Annotated in this window: 13 protein-coding genes; 1 reads left to right on the plus strand and 12 read right to left on the minus strand. The window is 38.4% G+C overall.

The features are described 5' to 3' along the window. Positions 1-10: 10 nt before the first annotated feature. The 12 genes from accB to HJG58_RS05410 all read right to left on the minus strand — a co-directional run bounded on the left by accB (position 11) and on the right by HJG58_RS05410 (position 16,602). A complete protein-coding gene (gene accB, locus HJG58_RS05355; protein WP_000354611.1) occupies positions 11-430 on the minus strand; it encodes an acetyl-CoA carboxylase biotin carboxyl carrier protein in 420 nt (139 codons plus the stop codon). A gap of 17 nt (positions 431-447) precedes the next feature. Further along, positions 448-903 carry a type II 3-dehydroquinate dehydratase gene (gene aroQ / locus HJG58_RS05360; protein WP_005068810.1) on the minus strand — a complete coding sequence of 152 codons (456 nt, stop codon included), beginning with the start codon at positions 901-903 and terminating at the stop codon, positions 448-450. A gap of 235 nt (positions 904-1,138) precedes the next feature. Beyond that, positions 1,139-2,464 (minus strand): Y-family DNA polymerase, encoded by a 1,326-nt coding sequence (locus tag HJG58_RS05365; protein ID WP_170248182.1) that lies wholly within the window; start codon positions 2,462-2,464, stop codon positions 1,139-1,141. Positions 2,465-2,734: 270 nt separating this feature from the next. Then, entirely contained in the window at positions 2,735-4,969 is a 2,235-nt protein-coding gene (locus HJG58_RS05370) for a TonB-dependent receptor (RefSeq protein WP_170248183.1), read from the minus strand. Positions 4,970-5,127: 158 nt separating this feature from the next. Beyond that, positions 5,128-5,898, minus strand: coding sequence for an HpcH/HpaI aldolase family protein (locus tag HJG58_RS05375; RefSeq protein WP_170248184.1), 771 nt, complete (start codon positions 5,896-5,898; stop codon positions 5,128-5,130). Next, positions 5,891-9,418 carry an IucA/IucC family protein gene (locus HJG58_RS05380; protein WP_170248185.1) on the minus strand — a complete coding sequence of 1,176 codons (3,528 nt, stop codon included), beginning with the start codon at positions 9,416-9,418 and terminating at the stop codon, positions 5,891-5,893. Before HJG58_RS05380 ends, HJG58_RS05375 begins: the two co-directional genes overlap by 8 nt. After that, a complete protein-coding gene (locus HJG58_RS05385) occupies positions 9,415-10,620 on the minus strand; it encodes an MFS transporter (protein WP_170248186.1) in 1,206 nt (401 codons plus the stop codon). The genes HJG58_RS05380 and HJG58_RS05385 overlap by 4 nt, the downstream gene beginning before the upstream one ends. Positions 10,621-10,623: 3 nt before the next feature. Then, positions 10,624-12,264, minus strand: a complete 1,641-nt coding sequence (locus tag HJG58_RS05390) for an IucA/IucC family protein (RefSeq protein WP_170248232.1) — start codon at positions 12,262-12,264, stop codon at positions 10,624-10,626. A gap of 71 nt (positions 12,265-12,335) precedes the next feature. After that, positions 12,336-13,349: a 2,3-diaminopropionate biosynthesis protein SbnB gene (gene sbnB / locus HJG58_RS05395; RefSeq protein ID WP_170248187.1), complete on the minus strand. Its 1,014-nt coding sequence runs from the start codon at positions 13,347-13,349 to the stop codon at positions 12,336-12,338. Positions 13,350-13,370: 21 nt separating this feature from the next. Then, positions 13,371-14,375 (minus strand): 2,3-diaminopropionate biosynthesis protein SbnA, encoded by a 1,005-nt coding sequence (gene sbnA / locus HJG58_RS05400; RefSeq protein ID WP_170248188.1) that lies wholly within the window; start codon positions 14,373-14,375, stop codon positions 13,371-13,373. A 625-nt stretch (positions 14,376-15,000) separates the two neighbouring features. Beyond that, positions 15,001-16,011, minus strand: coding sequence for an ABC transporter substrate-binding protein (locus HJG58_RS05405; protein WP_170248189.1), 1,011 nt, complete (start codon positions 16,009-16,011; stop codon positions 15,001-15,003). Then, positions 16,012-16,602, minus strand: coding sequence for an ANTAR domain-containing response regulator (locus HJG58_RS05410; RefSeq protein WP_001125253.1), 591 nt, complete (start codon positions 16,600-16,602; stop codon positions 16,012-16,014). A 383-nt stretch (positions 16,603-16,985) separates the two neighbouring features. Between HJG58_RS05410 and HJG58_RS05415 the strand changes: the two genes are divergently transcribed. Then, complete coding sequence (locus HJG58_RS05415) at positions 16,986-17,327, plus strand: hypothetical protein (RefSeq protein ID WP_170248190.1); 342 nt, start codon at positions 16,986-16,988, stop codon at positions 17,325-17,327. Positions 17,328-17,330: the final 3 nt, after the last annotated feature.

Raw genomic sequence — 17,330 nt, forward strand, 5'->3', positions numbered from 1 at the left:
CCCGGGGTAATTACGCGCGATAACGGAATAAAGGTTGACCGAATTGGATAACTTCACCATTTTTCACTAAAATTTCTTCGATCACACCACTTTGAGTTGCCTCAATTGGGTTCATGATTTTCATTGCTTCAATAATACCCAAAGTTTCACCAGCAGATACTGTTTGACCTACTTTAACAAATGGTGCTTCACCTGGGCTTGGAGCAGCGTAGAACACGCCAACCATTGGAGAAGTTTCAACTGCTCCACGTGGTGTTTTTGCAACTGGTGCTTCTGCAACAGGAGCAGCCGGAAGTGCTACACCAGCCGCAGCAACGACAGGATTGCGACGAGTTAAAGCGATTGATTGATCACCTTCTTTAACTTCGATCGCTTGCAAGTCAGACTCAATCATTAAATCGATGAGTTTCTTAATTTTGCGGATATCCATGGGCGACTATTCCTAAACTAGTTTGGGTTAGATGGTTGAATTTTTTCAATAGCGTAATCGAGTGCAAAACGATAGCCTTTTGCACCTAAACCACAAATCACGCCAATTGCTTTATCAGATAAATAAGAATGATGTCTGAATGCCTCTCTTGCATGGACATTCGACAAATGTACTTCGATGAATGGAATCGCAACGCCAAGTAGGGCATCGCGTAGAGCAACAGATGTATGGGTGAGGGCTGCAGGGTTGATAATAATAAGTTCTACGCCTTCAGTTTGTGCTTGATGAATACGATCAACAATGGCACCTTCCCAGTTGCTTTGAAAAGTATCTAATGTGATTGAAGCTTGTTGAGCTTGGCTAATAAGTTGTTGGTTAATATCATCTAAGGTAAGATGACCATATACCTCTGGTTCGCGTTTTCCCAGCAAATTCAAATTCGGTCCATGAATCACCAAAATGGTCGAACTCATTCAGATTGCTCCAGCTCTAAAGTTGCAAATATTCTTTGCAAGATGTCTGCAAAGTTTGCTTATTATGGCATATGTTTCTACAATTTTTTTATAATTTGTTTTTATTGTCGCAGAAAGGGTACACCAAATTCGGCTTATATATTGTAAATTTTGCGATGATTTAGCAATGTTAAAAAATGACAAAATTTCAAGTAATTTTATGGATCTTATTTTAAACTGAATTGACAAAAACAGTTCATGTATTTTGTGTAACGGCTATAGAGTTCTCTCCAATCACTAATAGCTCATTCCATCGAGTTAGATAATTTTTTGAACGGTGGCATTGTTTCATATGCCAAGATGGACTACGGGAATGATAACCGACTTGTAAATAGTGACTACCGAATCGATTACGAACTGTGCTGAGCGTTTGCATTAATTGTTGTCTTTGCTGAATCAACTCAAGAGGTTGCCATAAATCATCAATGTGATGTTGACGGGGATGCAAACCACAAAATAAGACTCCAATTTTAATGTATTTTTTATTTTCTTTATATAAAACATCAATTTGTTGCATAGCTGCTTTTGTTAATATGCATAAATCATCTGTTGCATAATTTAGGCCTATCGCCTGAGAAGATGCTTTTTTATAAGGTGGTTTATCTGTTTTTTCATAAAGCATGACTTGAACGCAGGCGCACAGCTGTTCTTGTTTCATTAAGCGGCGATGAGCTCGGTTAAGATGAAAAATAAGCGCTTGTTTAATAATCTCAATGCTGGATAAAGCTTGAGCGAAACTACGTGATGCCAAAATTCGTTTTGTGATGATAGCAGGATCGTCAAGTTGAATACAGGATTGGCCTTTTAGCTCACGAATGGTACGTGCCATAACCACAGAAAAAGCTTTTGCTAGATGATGCTCATTGGCAAAAGTTAAGTCTAAGCATGAGTAAATCTCATAACTTCGTAATTGTTTGACTAATTGATAGCCAATTCCCCAGACTTCTTTGACTGAAGTGTGTTGCATGAGGTCTTCAAGAAGCAAAGGATCTAAAGTGGTGAAATTACAGATTCTATTAAAGCTTCTAATTTTTTTAGCATAGTGATTGGCTAATTTTGCTTGAGTTTTTGAATATCCGATGCCAATACAACAAGGTAAGCTTAGCCATTCTTCTAAGGTTTCTACGACTTTGACACAGTAAGAATGGATATCTAGAGATTGAAGGTAAGGGGTAAGACGAATAAAACATTCATCAATAGAATAAGCTTCTAAATCATCGGGCGAGAAAAACTCACCAAGAATTGAAAAAAAGCGACGTGACATTTCAGCATATAAAGTGTAGTTGCTTGAATAGACGTGTACACCTGCTTGAAGAGCTTCTTGTTCGATTTGATACCATGGGATACCCATTTTGATACCCATATTTTTTGCTTCTTCACTGCGTGATACAACACATCCATCGTTATTAGAAAGTACTACGACAGGCACGCCAATAAGTTTTGGGTTAAATAGTCGCTCACAACTGACATAACAGTTATTAATGTCTACAAGCGCATAAATTTCGCGGTGTGAGATTTCCATTATGATTCGCCCCATTAAAAATATTGGTAAAGCTACATATTTGTATGGGTTTTCATAAACACAGCGATGTGGAGTGTGAAATGAAAAGTTGGATTTTGAATATGTAACAAAATCAAGTTAACAAAATTTTTAGCAGAATGCTAGGGTGGTTCTGTGGGTTTAACTTAGGTTAACCATGGAAAAAATAGATAAGGTTTTAATATTTTTAAAAAAAAAGGAGATCGCATCGATCTCCTTTTTTTTTATGACACATTCAACGTCAGTTTTTGATTACCACTTATGACTATAAGTTACTTTAAGCGTTGCACCATTTGCCACTAAATGGCTAGTGTTATCGCTAGTTCGTAATAATTGGCTATAGAGAGGATAATACTTGCGGTTAAACATGTTCTCTAAACCAATCGTCACAGTGTCTTTTTTGTTAAGCGCAAAGCTACTGATTAAATCTGCTGTTGTATAAGTTTTTACATCATAGCGACCAAAACTATTTTTGCCATTTAAGCGGTAATCTTCTGAACCAAAGTAAGTGGCTTGTAGACGATTCGTCCAAGTTTCCGTTGGACTATAAGAAATATAACCTGTGAGTTTTAATGGTGGAATACGGAAACCTGTCATGTCTTGTTCAGCACCGTTTTGAGGTTTTTCACGGCCTTTCATCCACGTAACACTACCACCAGTTCCCCAAACATTGGCATCATCAAGATAATCAAAAGTTGCTTCAATACCAGTGACTTTTTCTTTGGTTCTAGCGAGTACTAAACCATTGTTGAACGATTGCACAGCACCTAGGTCGGAAGTGGAGTGGAAGACCGCTAAACTTGAAGAGAAGTTATTGAAGTTCCCTTTCCAGCCTAACTCGTAGTTATCTACTTTTACGGGTTCTAAGAATGACGAACCAAGGTTAAAACCTTCACCAGCATTACGAATAATCAAACCAACATCAGGTAATTGGAAACCTTGGTTAAAAGATGCATAAATCGAGTGTTTGTCATTTGGAGAGAAAGTCACGTTAGCATTGTACAACCATGCATCAGCTTTCACTTTTCCGCCCTCGACGGTGTAAGGGTTGGGCTTACCTAATTGTGATAAAGGAACAAAGCTATCAATTTGGGCATAGCTGTCTTCATAACGCGTACCAGCTTCTGCTGACCATTGGTCATTAAAGCGGTGTTTTAACTGTATAAAACCACCCATACTTTGCGTGGTGAGTTCAGGTAAATAAGTAAGTTTGCCAATTTTTACAAACTCTAAGCCACCAGATTGATCATAAATGTCAGGATCGAAAATATCTAAAGGCATTTCGCTTTTTTCGCGGCTAAAGTCACCACCCCAAACCAATGATGTATCACCTAAGAACTCAAGTGGTGTGGTCACAGTTAAACGGCTACCGAGTACGTTATTTTCTTGATAAATCTGATCGACTTGCTTACCACGATTCGCATTTCCACGCGCATCAAACGGTGAAAAACGTGTAAAGAAGTCGCGGTAATAAATTTGAGCATCAACCTTATTGCCAAAAAAATCTTTATGGTTGTAAGTCAAATTGTATATCTGGTTTTCATTTTTATTTTGGTCTTTGAGCTTTAAGCCTTTAATTGCTTTTGCTGGTACAGTTCCAGCAGCGGCATTCTTAACACTTGGATCAGATGCATAGTCTGAATCTTGCTCAGCATTATAGTAATTTGCAGCGAATTGTAGATATTGGTTGTCATCAATATGGTAACCAAGCTTACCGCCTACGCTGTAGCCATCGGAGTCATATAAATCACCCTGACTTGGTTCTGGTGCAACACGGTCACCACTTGCATCGTACGGGCTACCAATACGTTGATAACCAAAGTCGAACGCGTAATCAAAGGCATTAAAGCTACCTGTGAAATATTGGTGAATATCGCCACTTAAAGCATTAGAACGGAAATTTGTTAAAGGTGTTTGAAGCCCAACCACGGTTTTAGCTGTAGGTTCACCGCCCGCAGCTTTTGTAGTAATTGAAATAATACCGCCCGCAGCACCGCCACCATAAATTGCGTTACTGCCGCGAATCACTTCAATATTTGCAATACTTTCAGGATCAATTGCTGAAAGTCCGCGTGATGTGTCACGTGTAAGGTTCATCGGCACGCCATCGACTAAGATGAGGGCATTACGACCACGTAAGGTTTGACCGTAATCGGTAATGGTGCGGCTTGAATCGGACAAACCCGGTACGGCTTTTGCTAAAACAGTCGCAATACTTCCAGATGAACCATTTCTTAAAAGTTCAATTTGTTTCTCATCTAGCTTGGTGACTTGTTTGGCAGAGGTAGAGAGTTCATCTGCGCGTGAAGCAGTAATTGTAATTGTCGGGAGAGCTTCAGGCTTTTTTTCAACATCTGTTGTCTCAGAGGCTGAGGCTGCAAAGGCCGAGTTTGAGAGAAAGATGGCCCCACCAAGTGAAAGGACTGGAATGATATTTTTTACTTCAGACTTCCTCGTAAAAAGCTTATTACTCTTCTTATTTCCCATTGTCTCGCCCTGAGAGTGATTTTAAATTGTCAGGATTATAAATGAGAATCATTGTAATTAACAATATTATTAATTGCTTTAAAATAATATATTTGAAATTTATTCAAACCCTTTTAGGGGAATAGGTATTTATTCCCCTAAAAGGGTTTGAACAGTGATTAGGTGTTCTTAAAAGTATTGAGGTGGTTTTGATGAGCACGGCGAATAATGCTTCGGTCATCTCCAAGTACAAAAAGCTGAACAGATTGTTGTTTCCAAGCAGCAATATCTTCAGGTTTTCGGGGAATTGCGCAGAAATGCTTTTGGCTGTTTTTAGTCTTTGCATACATCTCTTGAACTTTTTTTTTCACTTTTGGATGGCTGGTTTGCCAAGGCATTCCCATAGATTGAGAAAGGTCGGCAGCACCTTCCAGAATAATATCAATACCTTCAACTTTTAAAATTTCATCAAGCTGTCCTAATCCTTCCAAGCTTTCAATCATAGCAATGACAACCGTTTCGCTTGCTGCGTGTTGAACAAAACTAGCTAAATCATCCATGCCGTATCGATTCAACCTTGTCGAATTCAGTCCTCTTTGACCAAGCGGCATATAGTGGCAATAATTCACAGCTTCTCGTGCCTGCTGGGCATTTTCAATACGCGGGAAAACAATACCCGTTACCCCTGCATCGAGCAGAGGTAGTACTAGATGGTTAGCGCTTAGAGGAACTCTGACAAAAACATCAAGATTCATGGCTCTAGCGGCTAAAATCATGATCTCGACTTGGGATGTACTGAATAAAGTGTGTTCCAAGTCGATAATAATAAAGTCATAGCCCGCAAGTGCTAGTTGCTCGACATTAATCGGAGAAGCTACGGAACAAAATATTCCGTAAAGCATCTCTCCATTTGCTATTCGTTTCTTAAAAGAAATCGAATGCTTATTCATATTCAATTTCCTTAATGAGGCTGAGCGGGTTCGGCGTGGTTTGTACTCTTAAGCGAATTTCCGGAAGGAAACGGCGGCTTGCAAGCTGTTCAATATCGATGGTGTCATCTGTAAATTTAAACAATTCATATCGCTCTGCAAACTCTGGGTGAGCTTCTTTATGTTGATTGATGATGGTTCTTAACATGGTCCAGAATTTGATTTCATCGAAGTCATAATGTTCATTTAAGAAAATCGCTAACTCTGCCAAATTTACAAACCAAAGCGCATCTTGGGTAAAATCTCTTAACTCATTTGGAGAATGGGTTTCCAAGAACGAGTTCGGGTTAATCTTGGCATGTTCTTTTGGTGCATCTTGTAAGTTAGGTAAAAGCTCGGGCTCACGTAAAAGATGACGACTAAAACGAATTCCATCGTGGAAATCTTTCAATGCAGCTTTAACGGGTAAGCCATTTTTATGAATCAGTACCATGTTTTGTGCATGTGACTCTAAAGCGAGGCCGTGGCACCATAAAATATGCATGATTGGTAAATAAGCATTGGTGAGTAATTTTTCTAACCAGAACTCGATACCGTACTCTTGAATCCACTCATCGATTAGCGGTTTTTGGTCCGTATCAACTTGCATTAGTCCTGTTACTGGCGTTGCCGATTCGCCTTCTTTTAAGTAGCTGTAAATACTTTCGCGCCAAATGCAGGCGAGTGCGCCGTATTGAACAGGTAGCGCAATTTGCTGGTTCACTGAAAGGCCGCCAATCTCTCTTAAAATAACAGGCTTGCGCTGTTTTTCTAAAATAGGGTCTTGTTCAACAATGTTATAAAGCCAATCACTCATTTTTGCCGCATTTTGAACGGTATGTGGTGCCAATACACGAGAGGTAGAAGTATTGACTAAGTTCATTGCCAACTTGAGAGAAAGCGCCGAGATATCACTAATATTCGATAAGGTTCGAATTGACTGTTGCGGTAAGTAAGTCGGACCTTCAATATCTAACGGAATGATCAGTTGGTTGCTGATTGCATCTTGATAATATAATTCAATAATTTTATCCCACTGCCATGGATGAATTGGGGTCAGGATATAATCTTTAAAATCTACATTTTGCTCTTTCAATTGATCATTAATAGTTTGTAGATCTTTTTCTGAAAAATGCTGCTTATAAAGCTGCTCTAAGTTAATGGTTTCACTTAAAACCAGTTTGCATAAACTGTTATGAGTCGCTGCCCATTTAACCGTAAAACCTTCAGAAAGCTCAGGTGCATATTTTTGATTTTCTTTTAAATCGAAGCCGATACGAGACTTAAAGCTTGGATGGTATAAATGCGCATTTGTAATCCTTGCTTCTTGTTCTAAATAAGGCAAAGTTCTTAAAGGTTGGGCAGGTGCTTGGCTCAAAGTCTGCGCATGTTTAACGTAAGTTAAATTGAGTTCATCATTAAAGTTTTGCCATTTAACTGGGTCAGCTTCAATAATATTTTTTAGATCGGCAAGTAGCATTTTTAAGTTAGGACGAGTTTCAGCGCCTAAAGTAATATCAGAACGGACTAAGCTTGAAGGATCTAGCTTAATTCGTTTAAAGCTGAAATGTCGTTTAGCTGCGCATGTATAGAAAACTGTATCGGAAATATAAAACTTGATCTGACCTTTAGAAAGTTCATATTTAAACGTATTTTCAAAAATAAGCGCTTCTAATAATTGGCCCATCACTCGATTTTCTGCAAGAGTCTTATAGTTGGCTTGCTGTGTCGGTTGAAGAGAGCAAAGGGCCTCTGCACCGCGATATTTATAAATAGGATTTTCAACTTCAATCCAGATTGGATTGCCACCACTGTGGTAGAGCGTATTTAACATATTTGCCTTGATTGGTAGTGTGAGTGAATTAATTAATAAATCGCGGTAGTGCTGACCTTTATCGGTAAAGCTTTCTTTAGTGAGCGTAAGGCGAGTGGCTTGCCATAGCACGCTTTCTTCAATAACCGTAACTCGTGAAATTGCGCTGATGAGATGCGCAATATGGTTGATGACGAGGTAATATTTTAAAAAGGTCCATGCATCTTTTTGAGAGAACCAAACGGTACTATCTTCAGAAATAGATGAGTCATCTTCTATCATTTCTGGAACAATACTAATGCCTTCCATATCTCTAAGAATGAGGCGATGTGGATAGCCATTTTTAAATTCCATTAAACTGTTTTGCATATGCGCCTCTACACTAATGCCTTTGTTTGCAAACAATTCAATTAATGGAATGAGTGAAACTTTAACGTACTGTTTCCACCAAAAAGTAATGAAGTCTTTTGCATCAGGTGCTTGTAAATTTTGGTTGGGTGCAGCTTGTTGAATAAAGCTTAGTAGAGGAGTTTCATGGTGCTCATTTTCTTCAACTAGGCCACCGAGCATTCTGGTATTTTCTAATACATCAGGTGTGAGTCCAGCTCTATAAATAATGCCAAATGAACTTTCAAGCTCTGGAATTTTGACTGTTCTTGCTTCTAGTTCCGGCAGAATCACAAGGTCAGGATATTGTTCATTAATCTTGTGATTGATAATAATTTTGCTTGCATCAATAGCTCTTTCCATTTCATCCATTGGGTTATTACGAATGAAACTGGTAATACGCACGTCAATTGAGAGTTTTAAAAATAGGTTCGATTGAGGCAGCCAGACTGTGCGAACTGATGAGGTTGGCCATACGGTTTGGCCTAATGCACCCAGATGTATGATCTCTTGACTGTCTAAATATTTCTTTAAAGATGGATGTTGAACTAAGAAGTTGGCTTGCCAAGGGTGGGTCGGCATAAGCTCATAATTTGCTAAGTTTTCTTGCAAACGCTCTTTCGCAGTTTCTAAAACTTCATCTTCAATACGGTGAGAAGGTTCGGTCTCGCTGACTAGCTTTTCGATTAAAGAAGAATGAATCGCGAAGTAGTGTAGCTGGAAACTTGCGTCTAACTCAGGGCTATACTTTTTCATGTCTTCTTTAGAAAAGCCTAAGTTGGCTTTAGAGGTGACATGAAAAGGGTGGCCATATAACATGCCTTGTTCAGTAGCCTGAAAACCACTTACTGCATTAGATGTTGTTTGAGATGGTCTATTTTCTAAAAAGAATTTTGTGTTCTCGATACTATTGGCAATATCGGAATAAAGGTTCTTGTTCTGGTTTTTGTCTTTAAATAAGCTATTTAACTCATCGGTAATGAGCTTCACTAACTTTTTAGGATCAGTTAGAGAGTCAAATGTATTTTCGCTTAAGTTTTGCAGAGCAAAGCTACGTTGATATCGATGATAGCCAGTGGTTGAGAAGTGTTGAACTGCTCCATAAACAATCGTATTAGACGCATTAAACGTGTAAGAAAAATAGATCGAGTTCGGCTGTTCCGCATCTTGTGTAAATAAAGGAGAGTCTTGAGCTGGGATAATGTGCTTTTCAAGATCTACTTTAAGTTCACGAAAGAAAGTATTCAGGTACTGTTCGAAAAGTTTATAAGACCATGCATCGGTTGTAATAATTGAGTTCATTCTTGTGCCTCTTCTAAAATTGTATCCATTAAGAATCTGTTCAAAATCACCACTAATCCCGCACCAATAAAAAATAAAGAAGTGCAGATTAATGCGGCTGTAATATTGAAAAATGAGTAGGTAAGCGTGATGGTGATCGGACCAAAAAGTTGGCCTAAGACAAAGGCACTGTTAGAAATGCCGATCACTTTTCCTTGGCTTTGAGTGCCAGCTTTTAGAGAAATCGTGTGTAAGATCGAAGGAATAAGCGCTGCAAAGCAAAAACCTTGTATGAGTCGTAATACGAGAATGAGCCAGAGATTCGAAACCCATATCAATGCGAAAATCGTGATGCCACAAATTAAAGAGGCATAGATAAAATTATTAAAAGAATCTCCTTTGTCATCATTTCTTTTTCCCCAATAGGTTGCCGCAATAAAAGCAGCTCCCCATGAAAGTGCATGGATTGTGCCTGTTAAGCTTGCAGCAGATAACGATGAGTGAATGTTTTGGCTTATTTCACTAATGTATAAAACGAAGCAAGACACTAAACCAAAACCACCGGCTTGCACCAAGATGCCGGCACTCAACCAAGAAAAAATTGTTCTATCAAAAAAGTCTGGAATTTTAGATTTTTCTTTGGTTTTTACAGCCTCAGTTTTAACTGGATTGGCTAATAAAAAGGATGCGATCACAATTAATATAACTACAATAAATGCAGTTGCATTAAGTAATATTTCAACCCGCCAGTGGTCCATAAATATACCGCCGAGCACGGGACCACATAGGCAAGCTAGCGCAACACTACTTTGTAGTTGTCCAAAAGCGGCACCTCGTTGTTGTTCATTCGAAAGATATGAAACATAGGCATTCAAAATGACGGAAAGACCGCAAAAACCGAGCAAAATCCGCGCAAAAATAAATAGGTATAAATGCTGGGCGCTCGCCATGAGCAGTATTGAAATACAGAAGCCAGCCAGAGAAAGTAACAAGGCTTTTTTATGGCCGAATGTGTCGGATAGGTGCCCCACAATTGGTGCGGTAAATAAACTACCAATGGCTGGAGCCGCGAGTGCCAAACCTGCCCAGATTGTGGGAGCACTCATATGCGCCGTTAGTTTTTCCATATAAAGCGGCATGATCGGAATAAGCACCATGAGCCCGAAAGTGGAAAAAAACTGACAGAGCAAAATAATGAAATGATCTAGGCGAGATGAGCGCATGATTTAGATATCCATGGTCTCATAGCTAGAAACAGATAAGCTGTGATAAGGGTTTGACGTGGTTCCGATTTTGCTTGGCATTCCTGTTGAGTCGCTTTCTTGAGCGAGTAAAGGTGTAAGTAGCTGTTTGAACGGCCAAGTCTTATTGTCAAAAAGATAGGTTTGAATCTGGGATTTTGTCTGTTCTGAAATCGGTTGGGTTTCTACAAAACTCTGAATAATGTCTTGAATCATTTCCCAGAAATCGCTTTCTGAACGATCTGTATATTTCAAGGTAGCTAAAGCAATTGGGTAGAGGTTAATTTGAATCCCTAATGTGATGAAGTAGTTAAATAAGTCTTCATTCTTACTAAAGATAAGATTGTTTGGCGTGCTCGTGTCGATGGTATAGGTTGGAGGAGTAAACCCACTTTCTTCAATGGCTGGTGTACATATTCTTAAGGTATCGTGGTCACGCAAAATAAAGCATTTGAACTTATTATTTTCATAACACACCATAGTGTTTTGCCCATGGCATTCAGGCATGATTCCTTTCGACCAAAGCGTTAAGAATGTTTGAATAAAATGGACACTGAGGTCTTTTAATAATGACCATTTATCACCTTCAACGCCTAAAGTTTCCCAAGGGTCAACATAGATGCAGCTTAAAGCCGACATGGTAATTGGTGTGACGTTTTTATCTTGGCAAAAGTCGGGTAGATGTCTGACTTGGCAACCGATTACACCTAAATTTTTTACAATGTGTTCTTGTTTACCCAGTACCCACCAGTGAGTTTCGTTACTCAGAAAGAGTCGGTTTTTTAATAAAGGCGTTTCATTAATGACTTCATTTAAAAAATCGTAAGCCGTATGCCCATTCATTAAATAACGTCCAGGCATAGAACGGATCGCACCTAATGTTTTGGCATTTGTTGATAGTTTTAAATGCAGATTAGGGTTTGCGTTATGAATGAGAGTTCTTAAAGATGAAGTCGGTAAACCAATTGTCGTGACATGGTTCAGGTCAATACCGTCATACTTATTTTCTTCAAATTTTAAATAGCGATGTTGAGTCTCTAATAAAGGAAGTGCTAAGTATTCATCTGAAAGCTCGGCCATTTTTTCAGCAATAAGACTTTCCTCAACTTCTGTTAACAGAAGCTCTTTATGAGGAATCGATTCCATATTATTGATCACGTCATCTTTCTTAAATGCCCACCAATACACCTTAATTTCTTTTTGAGTTGTGAGTGGTGCAAGTTCACCTTTTGAGTGAGCGAATGGATGAAATGGACGATCAGCTACCAGCGATAGCAACTCGCTTTTGATTAAAGGCGAAGAAAATGAAAGTGCTAACTGCAAAATCTGAGGGATTTTTTCAGCCGTTACTAAGTTGTCGAGCCAATAATCAATCGCTTTTTGATGATGCGGTGAAGGCCACCAAGAGGCTTTTGTTAAATAGGTAAATACTTCAGAAATAGAAATTTTAGAAGTTGTATTACTCAAGACGTTATGAAGTAAAACTTCCGGTTGAGTAACATAGAAAGGATTTACACCATCTACTTTTAAACAGCTGAAATAGAGTTCCAACTCATCATTTAGAGTAATTGCCAGATAAGGCTTTTTATAGGAAATATGATCTTTAAAATCTCCATAATTCTCCATGTAGAGGGCATCTATTGTTTTTTGTAGTTGTGCTGTGTAAATCCGATCTAACATTTTAGTTATTCCTATTCTTATAAAAGTGGTAGAACCGTGCCAACGTTTTGTTCTTGTGCGGCATTGAAGAACCATTTAGCGCAAACAATGTCATCAATCGCCATGCCCATTGGGTTGAGCAAAATGATTTCATCTTCGTGTTCGCGGCCGTTTTTATGACCAATAATGATGTCGCCAAGTTCAGCATGTAGTTTTTCACGGCTGAATAAGCCATCCTCAACCAGCACGTTGATGACTTTCTTTTCTCGGTTTGATTGGTCCCAGTCATCCACAATGACTTTGTCCACTTTTAAGAAGACTTCGGGCTCGATATCCATAATTGAAATGTTTGAAACAAAGCAGCCTTTTTTTAGCCACTCAAAAGGAATGTAAGGCTTATCTGAAACGGTACAGGTAATGAGGACATCGGCTTGCTGAATCGCAGACTTTGCGCTGTTATGAATTTCAATTTCTAGATGTGGATATTCCGATAAGAACAGTGCTTTGAGTTTTTCAGCTGCTTCAGGGTTTACATCAAATAAATGTACTTTTTTCACTTGAGCATATTGTTCAAGCACAGTCTTAATCTGCATTTGTGCAATTGGTCCGCAGCCAATCACGGTAATGTCTGTAAAGTCTTTTTTCGCTAGATACTTAATCGAAACACCGGTAATTGCAGCAGTTCGCATTGCACTGATGAGGCTGCCTTCCATCACTGCAACTGGATAATTTGTTTCTGAGTCATTTAAAACAATCAGTGCGCTGGCACGCGGAATATTGAATTTTTTAGGGTTATGTTGTCTTGAACCAATCCATTTGATTCCGGCAATCGGGTCGTTGCCGCCTAAATAACAAGGCATTGCGATAATACGGTCGGCAATATGGTCTGCACCTTGCCAGCGAAGATAAGGTTTTAAGGGTTGTACAAACTGCTTATTTGCATGCAAGGTTAAGCCTTCAGTAATCGCTTCAATAAATGAATTACTATGATTTGCGCCAAGATTTAATAAATCTGATTGACTTAAATAGCGAAGGGTAGCCAAATTGCTCATGAATATTTCCTAAGGAGAAGGTTAAACAACATTTTGTAAAGTAAGGTTTTCTTGGCGTCGTACGTTTCGATTGAAGTGACGCTTCTTGATCATTTCGAACCATTCATCTTCATAAACCAGATCGAGGTAACGATCGCCGCGATCGGGCAACAGCGTTAAGATGCATGATCCATCAGGAATGGTTGGAATCAGTTTTTTGATGGCTGAAATAGATGAGCCGCTTGAACCACCTGCAAAAATTCCTTCATGCTCAAGGAGTTCTCGGCAACCGAGTGCCGATTCATAGTCATCTACATAAATGACATCATCAATTTCATCGGGGGAGAGCAGCGGTGGGACTGTACTTGCACCAATACCGGGAATTTCGCGTGGACCAGATGTGCCACCGAACAAGACAGAGCCGACAATATCGACTGCGATGACTTTTAATTCCGGGAACTTTTCTTTAAGGCGACGAGATACGCCCATAATCGTGCCGGAGGTACTTGCTCCAATCACGAGGTAATCAATCTTGCGATCAATTTGATTTAGGATTTCTTCTGCTTCTCCAAAATAATGGCTTTTCCAGTTATTTGGGTTTGCATACTGATTAATCCAAACAGCATTTGGAAGCTGTTGGCAGAGTCGCTTTACAGTGTCAATTCTGGTTTTTAAATAACCGCCGTTTTGATCTTTTTCAGAGACCATCTCGATATTGGCTTTATAAAGCTTCAACATTTGTAAGTTTGCTGAGGCAATTTTGGGGTCAATAACGGCAGTAAATTTTAATCCATATATTTTGCAAGCCATTGCAAGCGCAATCGCTAAGTTGCCTGATGAGCTTTCAACAATATGACTATCTTTATTAATGACTCCAGATTTTAGGCCTTCCTGTAGCATGAATAATGCTGGACGGTCTTTAATACTTCCTCCTGGGTTTAACAATTCCATTTTCGCAATCACTGAGACTGATTGATGCGTGAACAGCCTTGATAGTTGTAATAGTGGCGTTTCACCTATGCATTCGAGAATATTTTCATGGATCATGGTAGACCTTCTCAGGTTTTTATGTGATGTGAATGATAATGATTATTAATTAAATTATTATTACCATTTGTGCCATGATTGTTGCGGTTTGTAACTCAAAAAGGGAGGGACTTAGAGGATTTTTCACTAATTTTTTTTGTGTAATTATTTGAATCGTAATATTTAAGTTTTACAAAAGGATTAATAAATAAATCTTTTTAAATATAACGACATAGGCAATAAATTACTTTAGGGCTAAAAAAATTAATTTAATTAAGACAGATGCGAGAAATTATTTTGAAGAAATAAAATGAAATTTATGACTTGATCCACATCCTTTGTACATCACTATTTTGTAGAGATCATAGATAGATTTAAGGCTTAAAAAAGAGAAAAGTATTTAAAGACTGACTTAAGATGCTTTGAATAATGAGCTGAAATTGATTAAGTGGCAGTTATTGATATGGAAATGTCTGAAAATGATAAGTTTTAGTTGGTTATGATCGAAACCATAAGAACTATATTTAATAGATGGGTTGAGTCCTTTAAATATAGTAATGCGTATAACGCATTTGTCTTATGGGTCTTTCAAGCTGTCTTTGTTAAAAAGACAGCTTTTTTTATGATGATTGAGTTTTAGTATTTCTTAGTGCTTAGCTTGATTGTAGCAATCAAGATTGATGCATTGGTTACTTAGTTCTATGATTTGAGCAGGGGTTAATTGAAGTTTTTCCCATTTTTGCATTTGTTCAAATAGCCAATGAAAGTCTTCAGGTTGAGGAGCAGCATTTTCTTTAACCAAGTGCTTTACAATATTTTGAATCATATAATATTTATCGACATGCACTTCTTCAGAACAATGAAATCGGACAATTCCAAACTCGACTAACAACTTTAAGACAGGTACAAAATCTTTTAAGTCACTTAATTCTTTTTGAGCTTTCATAATTGCTGTTGTGAGTGCAATTAAAGTTTGAGGATACTGTTCAGCCCACTCTTGAGTTACCGCGAGAACTTTATCTGCCACATTGGGAATAATGTCCTGACTTGAGCATACGATTTTACTTAGACCTAAAAGTTCGCCTTGTGTATTCCAAGGCTCTCCTACACAAAAACCATCAATCACATGGTTATCTAAAGCTTCGACCATATATGGTGGTGGAAGTGCTTTGAGCTTGAGCGTTTGAGCTATTTTAGAGTCTGCCAAAGCGAGCCATTCTCTTAAACAATAATGATGAATTGAATGTTTAAATACATGGGCTAAGGACAAAGGATGATCTGCTTGAATGTATTGAGTTACTTTTAGAGCTGTTGCTTGAGCATCCTCATTTTCTTTAATAGCCAGTTGATGAATTAATTTTTGGCTTAAGCTAATAAAAGCACGGTTTTTACTTAAAATGAGAGGAGTTTGCAGTGCAATACCAATTTGGTCGGCACCCACTGCTGCGGCAGGAAGCATGGCAGATAAACAATGTGCGGCATCCAATAAGCCAAAAGCCAAACGGTCGCGTAGACTTGCCCATGATGCTTCTTTAACTAAAGTAACATCTAAACCGACTTCTTCGAAGAAACCTTGCTGTTTTGCCCAAAGCAATGCAAGACAATCAAGTAAAGGAATATAGCCGAGTTGCAATTGAGTCTTTTCTAATGTGCTCATTTATTCATCCTTTAGTTGATCATTTAGTAATTTTTGGGCATCAAGTAAACGCCTCGCCATTTCCCCAATGGTTATACGATGGCTCATGGCATTTTTCCTGAGTAATTGAAAGGCTGTATCTTCAGGTAAGCCATGCAGTTGCATGAGTAATACTTTGGCCTTTTCAACATCTTTACGATCTGCCAATTTGGTTTGAGCTTCTTTTAAGTCACCTTCAAGCTTTTTATGCTTTTTATATTGCTCAATCGAGATTTCTAAAATGGTATGTAAGCGGGCAGGGTCTATGCCATCTACAATATAAGCAGTTACTCCCGCATCTATGGCTTGTTTGATGGTGTCTTTATCTGAATTTTTAGTGAATAGAACGGTTGGCAGGTCATAACTACTCACACAACTTTCAATAATGTCACGATGAGGATGATCCATATCGAGCAAGATCACATCGGCTTGTAAATCTTCAAGACGAAAAATATTCAAGTGGTCCAAAGTAAGGCAGGCAACCACTTCAAAGTCATTTTCAAGCAGACTGTTTTTTATATAGTCGGCCCGCGCATGATCATCATCAATAAGAGCTATTTTGAGTTTTGGCATAAGGTCAGAAAATCAGGCTAAGAAAATGCGCCAATTCGACGCGTTTTTTGTTATCAATTTTTAAGCAAGATTAGTGCCATCCAAAACTAAACTAAAAATCAGGATTTATTGGCAATTTAAGAAGTCAAAAAATCGATATGATCAATATTGGTGCAATAAGACGATTCATTTTGTGGCAAGACGTATTTCTATTTAAACCATTTAAATGTAGAGCTTTGGTGCAAATTGAATAAGACATTATTTTTATATGAGAAGCAGGAAAATTATATCTATATGAAAATAAATATAAAAATTATGAATTTCGAATCTTAAAACAATTGGCATGCAAAATGCTTACTTAATTACAGGTCGAAGACGACCATAAGTTTTAAAGACGGCCAACGATGTCCGTTCTGATCGAATTTGTGAGTGCAACTGTACACACGAAGAATTTACGTTCAGTCGGAGTGAAGGCCATGTCTTTATTTTTATTGCATAAAAAAGTTACATCTGAATTATTTAATTTTTCAGTTCCAGCGATGCGAGCCTTCTCTATGAGGGGGCTCGCTTTTTTTATTTGTTTTTATGACTTTGCTATGCATTGGGTGTCGTCAACGAGTGGAAAAAATGGGTTCCAAGCAGCTATACGCTTTGTGATGTTGATACGTTTCTCGATAGAGCACAAGGCAAAACAACAATGTCTATTTGAGAACGCAAGAACGCAGCTTAAAAGCAACGTGATTTGAGGA

Origin of the sequence: Acinetobacter geminorum (assembly GCF_013009345.1) — a bacterium.
Classification (GTDB): domain Bacteria; phylum Pseudomonadota; class Gammaproteobacteria; order Pseudomonadales; family Moraxellaceae; genus Acinetobacter; species Acinetobacter geminorum.

Bases quoted from the DNA above. Each gene is read 5' to 3' on its own strand.
- accB (WP_000354611.1), bottom strand. From the start codon at position 430: ATGGATATCCGCAAAATTAAGAAACTCATCGATTTAATGATTGAGTCT.
- aroQ (WP_005068810.1), bottom strand. From the start codon at position 903: ATGAGTTCGACCATTTTGGTGATTCATGGACCGAATTTGAATTTGCTG.
- HJG58_RS05365 (WP_170248182.1), bottom strand. From the start codon at position 2,464: ATGGAAATCTCACACCGCGAAATTTATGCGCTTGTAGACATTAATAAC.
- HJG58_RS05370 (WP_170248183.1), bottom strand. From the start codon at position 4,969: ATGGGAAATAAGAAGAGTAATAAGCTTTTTACGAGGAAGTCTGAAGTA.
- HJG58_RS05375 (WP_170248184.1), bottom strand. From the start codon at position 5,898: ATGAATAAGCATTCGATTTCTTTTAAGAAACGAATAGCAAATGGAGAG.
- HJG58_RS05380 (WP_170248185.1), bottom strand. From the start codon at position 9,418: ATGAACTCAATTATTACAACCGATGCATGGTCTTATAAACTTTTCGAA.
- HJG58_RS05385 (WP_170248186.1), bottom strand. From the start codon at position 10,620: ATGCGCTCATCTCGCCTAGATCATTTCATTATTTTGCTCTGTCAGTTT.
- HJG58_RS05390 (WP_170248232.1), bottom strand. From the start codon at position 12,264: ATGGAGAATTATGGAGATTTTAAAGATCATATTTCCTATAAAAAGCCT.
- sbnB (WP_170248187.1), bottom strand. From the start codon at position 13,349: ATGAGCAATTTGGCTACCCTTCGCTATTTAAGTCAATCAGATTTATTA.
- sbnA (WP_170248188.1), bottom strand. From the start codon at position 14,375: ATGATCCATGAAAATATTCTCGAATGCATAGGTGAAACGCCACTATTA.
- HJG58_RS05405 (WP_170248189.1), bottom strand. From the start codon at position 16,011: ATGAGCACATTAGAAAAGACTCAATTGCAACTCGGCTATATTCCTTTA.
- HJG58_RS05410 (WP_001125253.1), bottom strand. From the start codon at position 16,602: ATGCCAAAACTCAAAATAGCTCTTATTGATGATGATCATGCGCGGGCC.
- HJG58_RS05415 (WP_170248190.1), top strand. From the start codon at position 16,986: ATGTCCGTTCTGATCGAATTTGTGAGTGCAACTGTACACACGAAGAAT.